The 16710-nt window shown below is 53.7% G+C and carries 15 protein-coding genes and 3 pseudogenes; 4 read left to right on the forward strand and 14 right to left on the reverse strand.

Features of this window, described 5'->3' with window-relative positions; translation table 11 throughout:
- Positions 1 to 382 precede the first annotated feature (382 nt).
- Positions 383 to 1024 (forward strand): hypothetical protein, encoded by a 642-nt coding sequence (locus QWV57_RS16520; protein WP_081212587.1) that lies wholly within the window; start codon positions 383 to 385, stop codon positions 1022 to 1024.
- 289 nt (positions 1025 to 1313) lie between these two features.
- On the opposite strand, the gene QWV57_RS16525 is transcribed toward QWV57_RS16520, so the two are convergent.
- Complete coding sequence (locus QWV57_RS16525) at positions 1314 to 2657, reverse strand: 6-phospho-beta-glucosidase (RefSeq protein WP_033006173.1); 1344 nt, start codon at positions 2655 to 2657, stop codon at positions 1314 to 1316.
- 124 nt (positions 2658 to 2781) lie between these two features.
- Here QWV57_RS16525 and QWV57_RS16530 point away from each other — a divergent pair, with 124 nt between their 5' ends.
- Positions 2782 to 3549, forward strand: a complete 768-nt coding sequence (locus QWV57_RS16530; RefSeq protein ID WP_015375932.1) for a MurR/RpiR family transcriptional regulator — start codon at positions 2782 to 2784, stop codon at positions 3547 to 3549.
- 466 nt (positions 3550 to 4015) lie between these two features.
- On the opposite strand, the gene QWV57_RS16535 is transcribed toward QWV57_RS16530, so the two are convergent.
- The 4 genes from QWV57_RS16535 to QWV57_RS16550 all read right to left on the reverse strand — a co-directional run bounded on the left by QWV57_RS16535 (position 4016) and on the right by QWV57_RS16550 (position 8920).
- Positions 4016 to 5377, reverse strand: a complete 1362-nt coding sequence (locus tag QWV57_RS16535) for an FAD-binding oxidoreductase (RefSeq protein ID WP_033006174.1) — start codon at positions 5375 to 5377, stop codon at positions 4016 to 4018.
- Positions 5378 to 5486: 109 nt separating this feature from the next.
- Positions 5487 to 6464 carry an alpha-ketoacid dehydrogenase subunit beta gene (locus QWV57_RS16540; RefSeq protein ID WP_020755918.1) on the reverse strand — a complete coding sequence of 326 codons (978 nt, stop codon included), beginning with the start codon at positions 6462 to 6464 and terminating at the stop codon, positions 5487 to 5489.
- Positions 6465 to 7544, reverse strand: coding sequence for a pyruvate dehydrogenase (acetyl-transferring) E1 component subunit alpha (gene pdhA, locus QWV57_RS16545; protein WP_060788605.1), 1080 nt, complete (start codon positions 7542 to 7544; stop codon positions 6465 to 6467).
- A gap of 74 nt (positions 7545 to 7618) precedes the next feature.
- Entirely contained in the window at positions 7619 to 8920 is a 1302-nt protein-coding gene (locus QWV57_RS16550) for a dihydrolipoamide acetyltransferase family protein (protein WP_033006178.1), read from the reverse strand.
- A gap of 476 nt (positions 8921 to 9396) precedes the next feature.
- Here QWV57_RS16550 and gloA2 point away from each other — a divergent pair, with 476 nt between their 5' ends.
- Together gloA2 and QWV57_RS16560 are read left to right on the forward strand one after the other, a co-directional pair.
- Positions 9397 to 9783: an SMU1112c/YaeR family gloxylase I-like metalloprotein gene (gene gloA2, locus QWV57_RS16555; RefSeq protein ID WP_033011380.1), complete on the forward strand. Its 387-nt coding sequence runs from the start codon at positions 9397 to 9399 to the stop codon at positions 9781 to 9783.
- Between the two features lie 98 nt (positions 9784 to 9881).
- The gene (locus tag QWV57_RS16560) at positions 9882 to 10868 is read left to right on the forward strand and encodes a Gfo/Idh/MocA family protein (protein WP_060788604.1); all 987 of its coding nucleotides are present in this window, start codon (positions 9882 to 9884) and stop codon (positions 10866 to 10868) included.
- A gap of 95 nt (positions 10869 to 10963) precedes the next feature.
- On the opposite strand, the gene QWV57_RS16565 is transcribed toward QWV57_RS16560, so the two are convergent.
- From QWV57_RS16565 to QWV57_RS16605, 9 genes and pseudogenes are all read right to left on the reverse strand, one after another.
- Positions 10964 to 11401 carry a DUF4275 family protein gene (locus QWV57_RS16565; protein ID WP_060788603.1) on the reverse strand — a complete coding sequence of 146 codons (438 nt, stop codon included), beginning with the start codon at positions 11399 to 11401 and terminating at the stop codon, positions 10964 to 10966.
- Between the two features lie 232 nt (positions 11402 to 11633).
- A complete protein-coding gene (gene arsC / locus QWV57_RS16570; protein ID WP_011232692.1) occupies positions 11634 to 12053 on the reverse strand; it encodes an arsenate reductase (thioredoxin) in 420 nt (139 codons plus the stop codon).
- A gap of 15 nt (positions 12054 to 12068) precedes the next feature.
- Positions 12069 to 12269: pseudogene (locus QWV57_RS16575) on the reverse strand (arsenic resistance protein); the annotation flags it as partial.
- A gap of 6 nt (positions 12270 to 12275) precedes the next feature.
- Complete coding sequence (locus QWV57_RS16580) at positions 12276 to 12623, reverse strand: ArsR/SmtB family transcription factor (protein ID WP_020755926.1); 348 nt, start codon at positions 12621 to 12623, stop codon at positions 12276 to 12278.
- Positions 12624 to 12820: 197 nt separating this feature from the next.
- Positions 12821 to 13204: a DUF1360 domain-containing protein gene (locus QWV57_RS16585; protein ID WP_031406805.1), complete on the reverse strand. Its 384-nt coding sequence runs from the start codon at positions 13202 to 13204 to the stop codon at positions 12821 to 12823.
- Between the two features lie 968 nt (positions 13205 to 14172).
- Positions 14173 to 14541, reverse strand: a pseudogene (locus QWV57_RS16590) (substrate-binding domain-containing protein); the annotation flags it as partial.
- A gap of 388 nt (positions 14542 to 14929) precedes the next feature.
- A pseudogene (locus tag QWV57_RS16595) lies at positions 14930 to 15235 on the reverse strand (substrate-binding domain-containing protein); the annotation flags it as partial.
- Entirely contained in the window at positions 15232 to 16125 is an 894-nt protein-coding gene (gene rbsK / locus QWV57_RS16600; protein ID WP_301100121.1) for a ribokinase, read from the reverse strand. The gene rbsK and the pseudogene QWV57_RS16595, both read right to left, overlap by 4 nt.
- Before the next feature lie 449 nt (positions 16126 to 16574).
- Positions 16575 to 16691, reverse strand: coding sequence for a DUF3789 domain-containing protein (locus tag QWV57_RS16605; RefSeq protein ID WP_011232702.1), 117 nt, complete (start codon positions 16689 to 16691; stop codon positions 16575 to 16577).
- Positions 16692 to 16710 lie beyond the last annotated feature (19 nt).

Here is a 16710-nt window from a genome sequence, read left to right on the forward strand (position 1 = left end):
CTCTCCCTTCTTCCCGCCTGCCGCGGCCTCACATCGCCCTCCTCTTCTTTTCGACGTATATAAATGATGCCCTTTTATGCAAAAAATTCATTTACCTACCTTTTTTGGCTCTTCACCACAACATGTACTTGACAAGCAATACAGTTTCCTGCACAAAGATGTGCCAAAATCGCGGATTTGTTGATTTTCCCTCACAAGCATAAATAAGGTATGTTCAGAAAAAATCAAGTACAACTTTTGGTGAAGAGCCCCTTTTTTACATGGACAATATATGTACCTTAAGAAAAAATTCAAAAAATTTTTGATCATATTTTCCTTTCGATCCTGCTTCTTTTTGTCGAATAATGATATAATAGAAACGGAAAAAAAGGAGGTGAAGATGATGGAGCAGTTGTTAGAACGTATTTTTGATGAGCTGGCTTTTTTGCGGGCGAATATGGCAACGAAAGACGATGTGGCTGCGTTGAAAGATGATATTCGAGCATTAGAAAGTCGCGCCAGTCATATTGAGCAGACAATGGCGACAAAAGACGATATTGCCGCTATGGACAAACGCATTAGCCAGATCGAACAAACGATGGCGACAAAAGACGATATTGCCGCCATGGACAAACGCATCAGCCAGATCGAGCAAACGATGGCGACAAAAGACGATATTGCCGCCATGGACAAACGCATCGGCCAGATCGAGCAAACGATGGCGACAAAAGACGATATTGCCGCTATGGACAAACGCATCAGCCAGATCGAGCAAACGATGGCGACAAAAGACGATATTGCCAGCATCGAACAGCGGATGGCGACGAAAGATGATGTGGCAGATATTCCGTTTATTAAACAAGCGGTGATGGAAACGTTAGAAACCATCAATGAAATCCCAGCAATAAAACAAACCCTCTCTGAAGCGCTACGAAAACTAGACAATGTTATCGCCAGTCAAGCGCGGCAAGAGCTCGTTCTCCAATCACTTGCATTTCGCTCGCTTGAACAAGAAAATGAGATTCGCGCATTAAAAGCGAAATAATCTAGCCACGCAACAACACTTCTTACCGTAGCAATCAATCCTATACTAAGCGCAAAAAGCAACCGCATGCACGGTTGCTTTTCTCCATTTATGGAATGATGGATCAGGCGCGCGTAATGCTTCTGCCAACAACGATAAAACATAAATTGACAACCAAACAAAAACATCCGACACTGGCCAATCCGCAGCAGATCAAAAATGTCCCGTAACAATCGGAAGAATGCTTCTGTCGTATTTCATGACCAAGCCGCCTGTCGCCGGCGGCTTGGTCAATCCGTTCCTAAGCGGCTTAGTTCCCAGCCGTTGCTTTTGCCTGTTTGAAAAACTGCGGCAAGTATTCTTTATGCGCTTCCAACATTTCGTCCAAAATTTGTTTGGCGATGGTGTCAGACGGGACAAGCGGGTTGATCGTCATGGCGACCAACGCCGTTTGGTAGTCGCCGGTGACCGCAGCCTCGGCAGCGACGCGCTCGAACGACTTGATTTGCTGGACGAGCCCACGCACCGCGACCGGCAAATCGCCGACGGCGATCGGTTTCGGTCCATCTTTCGTGATGACGCAGTTTACCTCCACCGCCGATTCCGGAGGGATGCTCGCAATGGCGCCGTTGTTTCTCGTGTTGACCGGCTGAATGTCGCGCTTGTCGTTGTAAATGGAGCTGATCAAGCTGCACGCGGCGTCGCTGTAGTACGCCCCGCCGCGCTGCTCGAGCTGCGGCGGCTTGATGGCCAAGTTCGGGTCTTTGTACAGCTCAAACAGCTCTTTTTCGAGCTGCTGCACAACTTCGGCGCGCGTCCCTTTCGTTTTCGCCGCCTCGAGCTCTTCAGCCAGCATTTTGTCCGTTTGGAAGTAATATCGATGGTACGGGCACGGCAATACTTTCAACCCTTTCAAAAAGTCCGGCTCCCAGCCAAGGTCAACGATGTTTTTCATCGTCACACCGGAGCGGTCTGGATGGGCGACGAGGTCAATCACCTTTTCAGTCACTTCGACTCCGTCCAGATAGACGTGCAAGCCAAACACCATATGGTTCAAGCCGGCAAAATCAATGTGCACGCGGTCGGCATCAACGCCAAGCAGCTTGGCGACGCCCATGCGCATGCCGATCGGCACGTTGCACAAGCCGACCACTTTCTCCTGTTTCGTATAGCGCAAGACGGCTTCCGTCACCATCCCAGCCGGGTTCGTGAAGTTGATAAGCCATGCATCGGGGCAAAGCTCTTCCATATCGCGAATGATGTCCAAAATGACCGGGATCGTCCGCAATCCCTTAAACAATCCGCCCGGGCCGTTCGTCTCTTGGCCGATCACCCCGTATTTGAGCGGGATGCGCTCGTCTTTCGCCCGCGCCTCAAGACCCCCGACGCGAAACTGCGTCGTCACAAAATCCGCCCCGTCAAGCGCCCGACGGCGATCCAAAGTCAAATGAATCTCGATCGGCACGCCGGCTTTTTCGACCATCCGTTTGGCCAGTGCGCCAACGATTTCGAGTTTTTCTTTGCCTTCCGGAATATCGACAAGCCACAATTCCCCGACCGGCAATTCATGATAACGCTTGATCAACCCTTCGACCAATTCCGGCGTGTAGCTCGACCCGCCGCCAATCGTCGCAATTTTCAATCGTTTATCCATATTCCTCTTCCCCTTTCGCCCTGTTGGGCATGGTATAATCAATGTAGGAATCAACCAGTGGGCTTGAAAGCGCCATCCTTTCCCAGCTATCGCACGTTCCGTCCCATGAAAGCGAGGTGTCCCGATGTTCACTCCTGAACAAATCGCCCAGTTCTCCGAGCTCGACTACGCCATTTACGACTATGTGATGAAACATCCGCATGAAGTCGCGTACATGCGCATCCGCGAGCTCGCCGAAGCCGTCCATGTCTCGCCGCCGACCGTGCTCCGCTTTTGTAAAAAGGTCGGATGCGAAGGGTTCAGTGAATTTAAAACGAAATGGAAGCTGTATTTGCGCGAGACAAAGCGAACCGCGATCATCAGCAGTCAAGAGGCGCTTAAGGAATTTTTCGAACGGACGCTGACCGCCGATTACGAGCGGACCATTCTGGATGCGGCAGCCGCGATCGCCCGGGCGGATCACGTCATTTTCGTCGGATCGGGCAGCTCCGGTATTTTGGCCGAATACGGCTCGCGCTATTTTTCTGCCTTTCAAAAGTTTTCTGTCTACATCAAGGATCCGTTTTTTCCGATTTACGGCCATTATTTCCACAACTGCGCCGTCATCGCCTTGTCGGTGTCTGGAGAGACGTCCTATACGCTCGCCCAAGTGCACCGGTTCAAGGAAAACGGCAGCACGATCATCAGCATCACCAACCGGAAACATTGCACACTCGCGAACATCTCGGACTACAACTTGACGTACTACACCACACCGGAGCGGATCGGGCAGACCGATGTCACAACCCAGCTTCCGGTCGTCTACTTGCTCGAACGGTTAGCGAAAGAAATGTATCGACTGCTGGGACGGAAGACGGAAACGATCGGAAAGGACAGCAGCCCAACCGTTTGAGCCCAACTCTGCTGATTGCAGCAACGCCATCGCCTTGTTGTTGGCTCCATCTACTATTACTAAACCGCGCCGGATGGCAAAAGTAAAGGGCATGGCGCCTTGTTGTAACAAAAGGAAAACGAAAAACAACTGTTTCTATGTTGTAACACTATGTTACAAAGGCAAGAACGGGCTGTGCATATAAGTTTTAGAAGGAAGGGGGGAACTGGGGCGTCCCGTTTCCTAGCAACCCTTCTCAAATGAAGAAATCTTGAAACACCCGTTTCTCTTTTTCCATGATGGTCGATCCAAGGGAACCGGCTGTTTTTCACCAACCTTTTCGCGGACAATGCGTTTGTTTTTGTAAACTCAGCCTTGACACTGTGGTGTTGTTTGAGGCACGCTTAGCGGATTTCTCCTTTGCGCCGCCCGCCGATCAAAAGAAACATCCCCGCCAACAGGCAGGGATGCAGAGCGTCCGCTATGATCAAAAAATTTTCCCCGGATTGAGAATGCCGTTTGGGTCAAACAATTGTTTCAGCCGTTTCATCCACACGACGGCGTCTCCTTTCTCCTCGCGCAAAAACGCCCGTTTGCCAAGGCCGATGCCGTGCTCTCCCGTGCACGTGCCGCCGCGCGATAAAGCGTAGCGGACGATATGGGTGTGCACGCGTTCGATCCGCGCCATCTCATCTGCATCGTTCGGGTCAAAGGCAAGCACCGTATGGTAATTGCCGTCGCCGACGTGGCCGAAAATCGCGGCGGTCATCTTCTGCTCGTCAACGAGCCGACGTGTATCGGCGATAGCGTCGGGCAGCTCGGACAGCGGCACGCACACATCGGTGGAGAGCATCGCCTTGCCTGGATAGGCGGCTTGAATGGCGAACGCCGCATGGTGGCGCGCTTCCCACAGCTTCGCGCGGGCGAGCGAGTCGGTCTCGACCACAAACGAAACCGCCCCCTCCACTTCGCACAATTCGTTGACCAGCTTTGTCCCTTCCTCGACGCTTGACGGGCTGCCGCTCAGCTCGATAAACAACGTCGGTTTCACCGGATAATCGGTTTTTTTGTACGCATTGACCGCGGCGATCGTCGCCTCGTCCACGAGCTCGATTTTGCCGGGGCCGACGCCGGACCGCAAAATGGCAAACGCAGCCCCTGCCGCTGTCTCGAGAGACGGGAAGCACACTTTGATGGCGTTCGTCGCCTCTGGAATGCCGTGCAGGCGGACGACGAGGCGGGTGAACACGCCAAGCGTCCCTTCCGATCCGACGAACAAGCCGGTCAAGTCATAGCCGGCCGACGATTTCACCGCCAAACTTCCCGTCTGAATGACTGAACCGTCCGCGAGCACCACCTCTAATCCGAGCACTTGATCGCGCATGACGCCGTATTTCACGCAGTTCGTGCCGCTCGCGTTCGTCGCCGCCATGCCGCCGATCGTCGCGTCCGCCCCCGGATCGACCGGGAAAAACAACCCGTATCGCTTCAGCGCCTCATTCAGCTGCAGCCGCGTCACCCCGGGCTCGACGATCGCCAAAAAATCATCGGGACGAATGTCAATGATGTGGTTCATCAACGTCAAATCGAGGCTAATCCCGCCTTGGACCGGAATGACGTGCCCTTCCAAGCTCGTGCCGGCGCCAAACGGTGTGACCGGAATGCGATGCTCGTTGGCAAACGCCATCACCCGGCTGATTTCCTCCGCTGTCTTCGGAAAGACAACGACATCTGGCTTGTGCGGCGCATGGTAGGCGATGCCTTTGCTGTGGTGTTCGAGCACCGTTTCATTGATGCTCACCCGCTCGCGGTCGCCGATCAATTCCAGCAGTGATTCGTATACGTTCATCGTTCTCCTCCTCACCCGATCGGATCAAGCGGCGCCACCCATCGATGCGCCGCCTTTTCTCTTGACGCACTCTGATGGTGGATCGATCGACCCGGATGGCATGGTTCGTTTAGTATCGCAACAGCGTTTCGATCCCTTCCACGATGCGTTCGGCGTTCGGCAGCCAATCATCCTCCACCGACGGCACCGGATACGGCGTGTCGTAGCCGGCGATGCGCACGATTGGAGCTGATAGAGAAAACAGCGCCCGCTCACTGATCAAGGCCGCCACTTCGGCGCCAAACCCGCCCGTTTTCACCGCTTCATGGACGATCATCACCCGCCCCGTTTTTTCCACCGAGGCGATGATCGCATCAAAATCAAGCGGCTGCAGGCAGCGAAGGTCGATCACTTCCGCGCTGACCCCTTTCGCTTCCATCTCGGCGGCGACTTTGGCGGCAAGCGGCACGGTCGCCCCCCAAGCAATGATCGTCACATCGTCTCCTTCTTTCACAACCCGTGCTTGGCCGAGCGGAATCGTGTACGGCTCTTCGGGCACTTCCATGCGAAACGCCCGATACAGCTTCATCGGCTCCAGAAACAGAACCGGGTCTTCGTCGCGAATGGCGGAAATGAGCAGCCCTTTCGCATCGTACGGATTGGACGGCATGACGACTTTTAAGCCCGGCGAATGGGTAAACAGCGCCTCCAACGCATCGGAGTGCAATTCCGGCGTCCGCACCCCGCCGCCGTACGGGCTGCGCACGACGATCGGGCACGAAAACCGTCCGGCCGAGCGGAAGCGGATGCGCGCCGCCTGGGCCGCCAGCTGGTCCATCGCCTGGTACACAAACCCGAGAAACTGAATTTCGGCAATCGGGCGCATGCCGTTGATCGCCAGTCCAATAGACGTGCCGATAATGCCCGATTCCGCAAGCGGCGTATCAAACACGCGCCCCTCGCCAAACTGCGCAAGCAGCCCGTCCGTCGCCCGGAAGACGCCGCCGTTTTCGCCGACATCTTCGCCCAGCACGATGATGCGCGGATCGCGCTCCATCTCTTGGCGCATCGCTTCATTGATCGCTTCAATCATCGTCAATTCCGCCATTTATCTCACCCCGCTCCGTTGTTTGCGCCGCATCACTTCGTCTTTTTGCTCGGCAAGCAATGTTGGCGCCTCGCTGTACACGTAATCGAATACATCGACAATCGAACCGGACTTGCTGGCGATGGCCGCCTCGTACGCCGCGGTCACTTCATCATTCACTTGGGCGACAAGCGCGTCTTCCTGCGCTTCCGTCCATAATCCGCGCCGTTCCAAAAGCAGGCGCAGACGGCGGAGCGGATCTTTCGCCCGCCATGTCTCGACCTCTTCCGGCCGGCGGTATTTCGTCGGGTCATCCGCCGTCGTGTGCGGCCCGAGCCGATAGGTGAGCGCCTCGATCAACATCGGCCCCTCGCCGCGGCGAGCGGCTTCGACGGCCTGCTTCATCGTTTCGTACACCGCCAGCACGTCATTGCCGTCAACGAGCACCCCTTTCATCCCGTACGCAAGCGCCTTTTGCGCGATCGTCCGGCTGGCCGTCTGCTTCCGGTACGGGACGCTGATGGCGTATTGGTTGTTTTGGCAGAAAAAGATGACCGGCACGTTGTACACCGCGGCAAAATTCATCGCTTCATGAAAATCGCCCTCTGACGTCGCCCCGTCGCCGAAATACGCCACCGATACGTGCGGTTCGCCCTTCAATTTCGACGCCCACGCGCAGCCGACCGCATGAAGCGTCTGAGCAGCGATGATGATTTGCGTCGGGAAAATGTTCACTCCCTCCGGCATCCGTTTCCCCGACAGACGCCCTTGCACGTAATGGAAAAACTGCTCAAGCGGCATGCCATGCATCAAGCATACCGCCACTTCGCGGTAGCTCGGGAAAATCCAATCGTCTTTATGAAGCGCAAGGGCGCTGCCGATTTGCGCCGCCTCTTGGCCGCTGAACGGGGCGTAGGTCCCGATCCGCCCCTGCCGCTGCATGCGCAACAGCCGCTCATCAATGACGCGCGCCCGCCGCATTTCCCGATAGGCGCGAAGCAGCCATTCATCGGAAAACGCCGCCAGCTGCCTCTCGTCGCCGTTTCCGTTTTCGTCCAAAATTTGCACGACCTCGACCGGCAATTTGCCCGGATCAAACATGGAGTCCCCTCCCACTCTTTTTTCATTGCCGCTTCACTTCGCGCTCTCCCAGCTTTTAGGCAAGCATCGAATGATCACCGTACATCCAAAAGCAGCACTTCCGGATTTTCCAAATAGTAGGCCACCGTCCGCATAAACCGCCCGGCCGGCTCGCCGTCAATGACGCGGTGGTCAAAGGTGAGCGACATTCCCATCATATCGCGGATGACAATTTCGTCGCCGACGACAACCGGGCGCCGTTTGATCGCATGCGCTCCGAAAATCGCCACTTCCGGATAGTTGATGATCGGCGTCGCAAACCACCCTCCGCCCGCGCCGGTGCTCGTGATCGTAAACGTGCTTCCTTGCAGCTCGTCAAGGCGAAGCGCCTGGCGGTGCGCTTTTTCCGACAGCTCGGCGATCTCAACGGCGAGCTCGCGGATCGATTTTTGATCGGCGTCGCGGATGACAGGGACGACAAGCCCCGCTTTCGTCGCCGTCGCGATGCCGATGTGATAGCGCTTTTTCAAGACGATTTCATTCGTCTCTTCATCGAGCGAAGCGTTAAACATCGGATATTGCTTCAGCGCCCTTGTCACCGCTTTAATAATAAACGGCAAATACGTCAGCTTGATCTGCTCCTTGGCCAGCTCGCTGGCCAGGTTTTTGCGGATCTCGACGAGCTTCGTCACGTCCACCTCGTCCATCCCGGTCACATGCGGCGCCGTGTACGCCGATTTCACCATTTTTTCGGCGATTTTTTTGCGCAAGCCGCGAAGCGGGATGCGCTCTTCTTCTGGAACCACAAGCTCCGTGCTGGCGATGGACGTCCATGCGGCTTTGTCCGCCTTTTGCTCTATCGCCGTGCCCCCAACTGGCAAAACCGCGGCCCCGCTCCTTTCACGTTGCTCTGCCACCGCCACGGCTGCTTCCCGCTCGCGGACATATCGCTCCAAGTCGGCGAGCGTCACCCGGCCGCCTTCGCCCGTTCCTTCCACTTCATCGATCGGAACGCCCAACTCCCGCGCCCGCTTGCGCACCGAGGGCGCGGCAATCGCCCGCTTGCGCCCCACCGTTGGGCGCGGGGCTTCTATATGAACAGCAGACGCAGGCTCCTGAGCCAAATGGTCAGTCGGCGCCGCTTCGGCCGCCACCGCCGCCTCGGTTTCCACGACAATCAACGGCTCTCCAACCTTCACCGTCGCCCCTTCCGGCCCGGCAAGCGCCACCACTTTGCCAGCGACCGGCGTCGTCATTTCCACCATCGCCTTATCCGTTTGAATTTCAGCGATCGGCTGATCGGCCTTGACCACATCCCCTTCGCGAATGAGCCAGCGGATGATTTCCGCTTCATGCAGCCCTTCGCCGATGTCAGGCAATTTAAATTCGTAGATCATGCCATATCCCCTTCCCCTTGTTCTCACGTTGTGATTGGAAACAAACACAATGGTGCGGCATCAATGGTGCGGCGATCATGAGGAAACATAGAAGTTAAGCGCTTACAAAAAACGTGGTGACCATTCGTTTTTTCTACCAAAATATCAAATGAATATTTTAAATTTTCCAACCTACAAGATTTATGATAGTCTATAGATTGTCAAACTGTCAATATAAGGAGAGCAGACATTTTTCGCCCGCTTCGACAATCAACGACAGCAACTTCCATTATCGCAACATAACATTTTCGATTTCATTTGTCCCCAAACACCGGGAACGGGTCCAAAACGGCGGGGAGGCTGTTTTTCCCAGTATGAGCCATACAGGCGCCAATCGGCGGCATTGGGTGAAAAAGAAGTTGGTTTTATAAGGTTTTTCTAATTGAAAAATAAAACTAGTTCAACGGCATCACCCGTTTATATAAGGAGGAATTGACATGCGCCTTGCCACGATTCACCATATCGCTTTGATTTGCTCGGACTATGAACGATCAAAACGATTTTATACAGAAATTCTCGGATTTCGCCCCATCCGGGAGCAATACCGCGCTGAGCGCCGTTCGTACAAACTCGATTTGGAGGCTGATGGCGGCATTCAGCTTGAGCTATTTTCCTTTGAAAACCCGCCGAAGCGCCCAAGCTACCCGGAAGCGTGCGGACTGCGCCATCTTGCTTTGGCGGTGGACAACCTCGATGAAGCCATTGCCTACTTGCGCCAACACGGCATCGATCCCGAACCCGTCCGCGTTGATGAAGCGACCGGCAAACGATTCACCTTCTTCCAAGATCCGGACGGGCTGCCGATCGAGCTGTATGAAAACTAAAGAGAAAAGCACGCTTGCTCCATGACGATGACAAAACGAAGCCTCTCCGTTGATTTGTGGTACAATGGGGTCGATACAAATGAAGGAGGCCAAACAACATGATTCGATTCGCAACCATCGGCACAAACTGGATCACCGAAGCATTTCTTGACGCCGCGCGCCTCGTCGATTCCTTCGAACTCGCCGCCGTCTACTCGCGAACCGAGGAGACCGCAAAGCAGTTTGCCGACAAAGTCGGGGCGCCGCGGACGTTCACCGACTTGCAAAAGCTGGCCGAAAGCGACGGCATTGATGCCGTCTATATCGCCAGCCCGAACGCACTTCATGCCGAGCAGGCGATTTTGCTCATGAATCACGGCAAGCACGTCTTATGCGAAAAACCGCTCGCCTCCAATGCGAGAGAAGTCAAAGCGATGATCGAAGCGGCGGAGCGAAACGGCGTCGTATTGATGGAAGCGATGAAAGCGACGCTGCTTCCCACATTCCGGTCCATCCGCGAGCACTTGCCGAAACTCGGCCGCATCCGCCGCTACGTGGCGAACTATTGCCAATACTCATCGCGCTATGACGCCTATAAGCAAGGAACGGTGCTCAACGCCTTCAACCCAGCTTTCTCCAACGGGGCGTTGATGGACCTTGGCGTCTATTGCCTGTACCCGATGGTCGTTTTGTTCGGCCAGCCCCGTGGCGTGAAGGCGCAAAGCGTGAAGCTCGAATCAGGGGTGGACGGCGAAGGCTCGATCGTGCTTCATTACGGGGCGATGGACGCGGTCGTCTTTTATTCGAAAATCACGAACTCGCACTTGCCTTCGGAGATTCAAGGGGAAGACGGAAACATGATCATCGACGCCATCCACACACCAACCAAAGCGGAAATCCGCTACCGCGACGGGCGCGTCGAGGACATCACCGCGCCGCAGGACAAGCCGCCGATGTATTATGAAGCACAAGAGTTTATCCGTTTGATCGAAAACGGAGAACACGAATCGGCCATCAACTCACACCGTCATTCGCTTTGGACGATGGAAATCATGGACGAAGCGCGAAGACAAACCGGCATCGTGTTCCCGGCCGATCAGCGGTAATAAAAAAGTTCCAACCTAGTCTGCCTGGGGCTCGGTTGGAACTCTTTTTCTTTCTGTCTTATTGGATTTCCTTGGCTACCGATAAGCCATGGCTGTCACCTTCTGCTAAAATACGGGCCAAGCCATCCGCTTTCATGCGTCATGACAAACGTCCAGTTGAACTCACTGTCCACCACATATAGATCGATTTTGTCGTTTTCCGCTGCCAGATCGGCGGCTTTCAAGCCGGACGCATCCTCCACGGTGAACGCATCGTCGCCATGTTGAAAGAAAAGATAGCAACACGTTTTCTCTTCTTGATCAAACGCCATTTCCGCTTCTTCTCCTGTGAAACAGCCTCTCATCCCATAGCTGAACAGGTGCCATAAGTAGCCGTTGACTCCATTCCGATTATGAAGGTGGATGCGTTGTTTTTCTTCCGCTGTCAAATGGCCGGCAAACGCCTCTTCCCACTGTTGTCGCCATTGCGCTCCGAAACCGGACTGTTTACGGATTTTGATGTTTCGGCGAGCTAACTGATGAAATAACTCCATTTGATTTCTCCCCCAGTGACCTGATGTGGCACTGCCTTCATCGATGTGCTCATTTCGTCTGTCAAAACGTTCAGTGGATTGACAAGATGGCTTCTCACCATCTTTTTCGCGCCGAGCGGTTTTCGTCCGCCCAGCCACTTCCCCGTTTCCGGCCGCACTTCGACGAGCAGCTGCTGCGCACCCTATGCAAGACAGTTTCCCCGCTCTTTGCGCCTGCCTCGCTGCACCGCCCCTATTCCCCCGTCTCGGCAAACCGGCGGATGCGCGCGCCGATTTCATCGCGGACGCGGCGGAACACCGCCAGCTTCTCCTCTTCCGTCCCTTCCGCTTTCGCCGGGTCGTCAAAGCCCCAATGGACGCGCTTCACGTGCGGCGGGGTGACGGGGCAATGGTCGGCCGCATGGCCGCACAGCGTCACGACCAAATCAGCGCGGTTGAGGAGATCCGGGTCGATGACGTCAGACGTTTGGTTCGAAATGTCGATGCCGACTTCCTTCATCACTTTCACCGCATTCGGATTGAGGCCATGCGCTTCAATGCCGGCGCTGTGCACTTCCCATTCCTCACCAAGAAGTTGTTTCGCCCAGCCTTCCGCCATTTGACTGCGGCACGAGTTGCCGGTGCATAAAAAGTATATGACTTTTTTCTTCATCGCTGGTTCCCACCTTTACGTTGATGTTGGATTGCCCGAAGAAAAATACTTTCGCTGAAACGCCAATGCTACGTTGACAAGCGCCAGCATCACCGGCACTTCAATCAGCGGACCGATGACCGCCGCAAACGCCGCGCCCGAATGAATGCCAAACACCCCAACCGCCACAGCAATCGCCAGCTCAAAGTTATTGCTCCCCGCTGTAAACGCCAGCGTTTAAAGTCAGCACCCGCAGCGGGCCGCGGGATTCGCTGTCTCGATTTTGCGAATGTTTTCGTCTTGGTCCGGAACGTATGACAACACCGCTTGCAGCAGGGAGTAGTATTCGCTTTGCGGCCGGAGCGAATAATACACCCATTGCCCCCTCCGCTCCTCTTGGATCAGCCCGGCATCTTTTAACTTACGCAAATGCTGGCTGATCGCCGGCTGGCTGGTCGAAAACACCTCCAGCAGCTCGCACACACAGCACTCCCGCTGATTCAAAATCGCCAAAATCGTCAGCCGCGTCGGATCGCCGAGCAGCTTCAACACCCGAGCGGCTGCTCCTATCTCCATTGCGAGTTGCGGCATATCACCCCTCCATTCATCATCATATCATGATTTGCTTATATAAAAACGAACATCCGTCATGAAACGGCCACGCCGACCAATGAAATGGTTTCCGTCAATCAGTATATAATTAAATAATTATATAAGTTAACCATGATGTATCGACAAAAGCAAGAAAAGCGAGCGTGCCGCATGTTTCCGCCGCACGCCCCCCAATGTCAGTCCATCCGCTTTTTCGCCGCCGACAACAGATCGACCGCCTTCGTCCCGACTCCGACAAACGTCTCGAGAATCGCCTGCGCCCCGGCGATCGAAAAGATAAAAATCAACGGCATGGCGATCTTTGGGATGAATAAATACCCAAGCGCGAGAAAAACCGCGCTCCACACTCCCGCACACCAGTAACAGTTCAACAAATAGCCGAATTTCGATTTCGGCACCTTCTTGATTTCCGTACTCCCGTCCTCGTGTTGGATCGTCTCTTTTTTCATGAACGGATTGCGAATAAATTCCGTGATTTTATCAAAGACGATCAAGTGAGTGAACCGATAGCTGGCCAAAATGATCATGATGTACGTCATCCAGTCAAGTTCGCGAAGCATGGTGGGTTCCTTTCTTTTTCCATCTTTTTCTTTAGTATGAACCAAGATGCGTTTCTTTATGACCTCCGATGGTTAATGAAGCCGGTCGAGGGAAAGAGCGGAAATCACTACTCACATGTCACACCCTAACAAGGTAGAAACAAAGGATTTTTGTAGATTGGTTGGTTTTGTTATCCCCTCTTGTATATGCTATAATAGATGTACATTATAGCCAGCGTATGTCTCGTACATGTTTTTTCAAAACAGGCATATGCTATTGCTAAGGTGGTGATAGCGTATGCGCAGAAAGGAGCATCGCCAGTTGCGAAGATCAGCCATCTCAAGGCGAAAAGATGTGCGAGCACAGTCATTAAGATCGATTTATGCTAAACCTGCTGTGCGAAATCGATACGCAAACATCAATGCGTCTTTAAGTTCAAGCATTTGTTTTGATCGGTTGCCTTCTGCTCCTTTATTGGATGTTAGCCCTGATGGTGTTGTGACTGTGAATCCCGATAATCCTGTGCATCAACGGTGGCTAGATGAAGAATGATGCAGCCGGGTGGTATTTACGATATATATTTTCGTTTTCAGGAAGGGCAGGGCGGTACATATCGTCCTGTTCTTATTTTGGGTTTTAGAGGCAATCGAGCCATTGCTATTGGATTAAAAGTCACAAGATCAAAACCAACATCTCGATACCCTTATCGAATACCAATTGTTTATTGGAAATATGTTGGATTAAAGGCACAATCATATGTTCAGTATGACTGGTATAACGAAATTCCATCTACCGTTCGGTTTCGGAAATTTTACGGGATTATGCACCCTTATGATTTTAATCGCGTCCTTAATGCGTTTCGTCGTTATCATGGCATTTAATAGATACATAGTGATCAAAGAGCTTGCTTTGCCAGAGTTTTGTTTTGATTAACCCAGGTGCTAGTTGAGCGTCAGAGCTCAACTAGCACCACGGATAAAATCCCATATTATTGCCCTTGAACCAACTCGAGCGGAACGGGGATAAATTGATCCACTTTCTCCCTTTTGTGAACGCGGATAGCAGCGTCCACCGCCTTTTCGCCAATCAATGCTGGTTTTTGCGCGACGGTGGCCGCCATTTTCCCTTCTTTCACCGCCTTGACTGCGTCATCGGTCGCGTCGAATCCAACCACAATCACGTTGTTCATCCCATGCGCCTGCAAGGCCTCCAACGCCCCTAAGGCCATTTCGTCATTATGGGCAAAGACCGCTTGAATGTCTTTATGGCTTTGCAAAATGTTTTCCATGACCGATAATCCTTTGGCCCGGTCAAAATCAGCCGCCTGTTTGGCCACGACTTTCATCCTATTTCGCGCAGGAGACTCCCACTTCAACGACCAAAGGGAGTAAGTGGGAGAGGAATGCGCGTTCCCCCTTTCTTTTGTGTATGATAGAATAAAGGCGTGGAGAAAACCGTTCAATAAAGGCACTCCAATCACGGCTACTCGATGTATGGAGTTGGTTACAGGAAACGTTGTAACCGTAAAACATCGAGCGTAGGTCCGTCTGTTGTGTGTGGAAGCCAAGTACTGCCAACAGACACACCGAGAGAATCGGTAACGATGCAGGCATGACCTGCGTCGTTGGGTAGTCGTCAACCTGCCCCCTGATGCAACCCCAAGTCAAGGAAGGAGGACGAAGTCCGTTTGCACTTCTGGGGAGTTGCAAGCCCCCACTTCAAGCGTTAGCTAAGTGGGGGTAGTTGACATTGGCTGCTTTGTCGATCACTTGGTGGAATCCTTCTCCCAGTTCACGAGCGGCCGAGGAGCCAGGAATCCCTTCCAATTCCACAATGTTTCCACCGTTTTTCAAGTGATCGACAATAAATTGTGCCGCCATTTTCCCACCAGCCACATTGTCAGAAGCGATATGGGTGACCACTTCCCCGCCGTCCGCGCTGCGGTCGACCGTAATGACCGGGATGTTGGCGCTGTTGGCGGATTCAATCGCAGACGTGACAGCGCTAGAGTCCGTCGGGTTGACCAGTAGCACATCGACTTTTTGCCTCATTGACTTCGTTCCTGTTCGGCCAAAAATGATTCCACCTCCTCTCGTCTCGGCATCCCAGCCTGCGCCCCGATTTTTGTCACGGACAGAGCCGCCGCCGCATTGGCAAACCGACACGCTTCATGAAGCGCCTTCCCTTCCGCCAGCGCCACGGCAAGCGCACCGTTAAACGTATCGCCCGCGCCCGTCGTATCCACGACGGGAACGTGAAAACTTGGAATGAGCCGTTCTTGTCCATCTTGCCAAATGCGCACCCCTTTTGCCCCTTCGGTGACAATCAGCTTATCGGCAAACGCTTCTTCGTCCATCTTGTCAAACAAAATGGCCCGTTCATGTTCATTCGGCGTCAAGAAACTCGCCTGCTCAAGCACCACGAGCGGCAGCGGCTGGGCTGGAGCTGGGTTCACGATGACGCGCACGCCATGGCGATGAGCGATCGAAACCGCTCGTTCCACAACGGGAAGCGGAATCTCGAGCTGCAGTAAGCACACATCGCTTTCGGCGATCACGGATTCATATGGATCCAGATCCTCCGGTGTCAGCGCATGATTCGCCCCGGGGACGACAATAATGCGGTTGTCCTGTTGCGAAATCGTAATCGCAGCAATGCCGGTATGTTGATGTGTAACCGGTTTCACATAATCGACGGAAACGCCTTCATTTTGCAACGAACGGATGAGCTCTTGACCAAACGCATCATCCCCGACCGCGCCAATCATCCGTACATCGGCGCCGAGGCGGGCGGCGGCCACCGCCTGGTTCGCCCCTTTGCCGCCGGGAGTGGTGAGAAACTGTTCGCCTAAAATCGTCTCTCCTTGGTTTGGAAACCGCGCCGCCACAGTGACTAAGTCCATGTTGATGCTGCCGATCACCGTAATCGATGGCCGAGCCATCTTTCTTCCCCCTCCTTGTACGAAACAAAAGCGATAGACTCCCGCGCCTCGACGTTTTCCCGAAGCCATATTGTGATTTGCCCGGATCACGGTTATAAATTAATAAGATAAAAGCATAGGATAAAAAACAGGACATTGACAACTGCCAATGCCCTGACCAACACGCACAGCGACCGCAAAAAGTGCAACGGTCTAGAAATAGGCAGAATCGCCCCACCTACACCTACACCTAGTAGAGGACTTTTCTTTTGATACCGCACAACGACTGTCGCGACCAACGACGCAAACGAAATGATCAGCGACAACCACAGCAGCCATCATCCATTAGCCCCTTTTTATCAAGGGAGTTGCCGCTGCTCCCGTGCATGAAACCGTGCATCTGTATTAACCAGCATGTCTTAGAACACCTAAGGCGTTCGATCATTGCCTAACGCCCCTCTGCAAGCTTCTCACTTTTCCCTCCACCGTTCGCTTGCTTCATCCGCCCGTTTCGCCACCGCCATCATGCTCATGATGACGAGCATCACAAACGAACCCACAAACATTCCCGCGATAAACGCGACCATGGCCCTCTCTCCCTTTTCT

It is taken from the genome of Geobacillus zalihae, assembly GCF_030414215.1.
In the GTDB taxonomy this organism is placed as follows: domain Bacteria; phylum Bacillota; class Bacilli; order Bacillales; family Anoxybacillaceae; genus Geobacillus; species Geobacillus zalihae.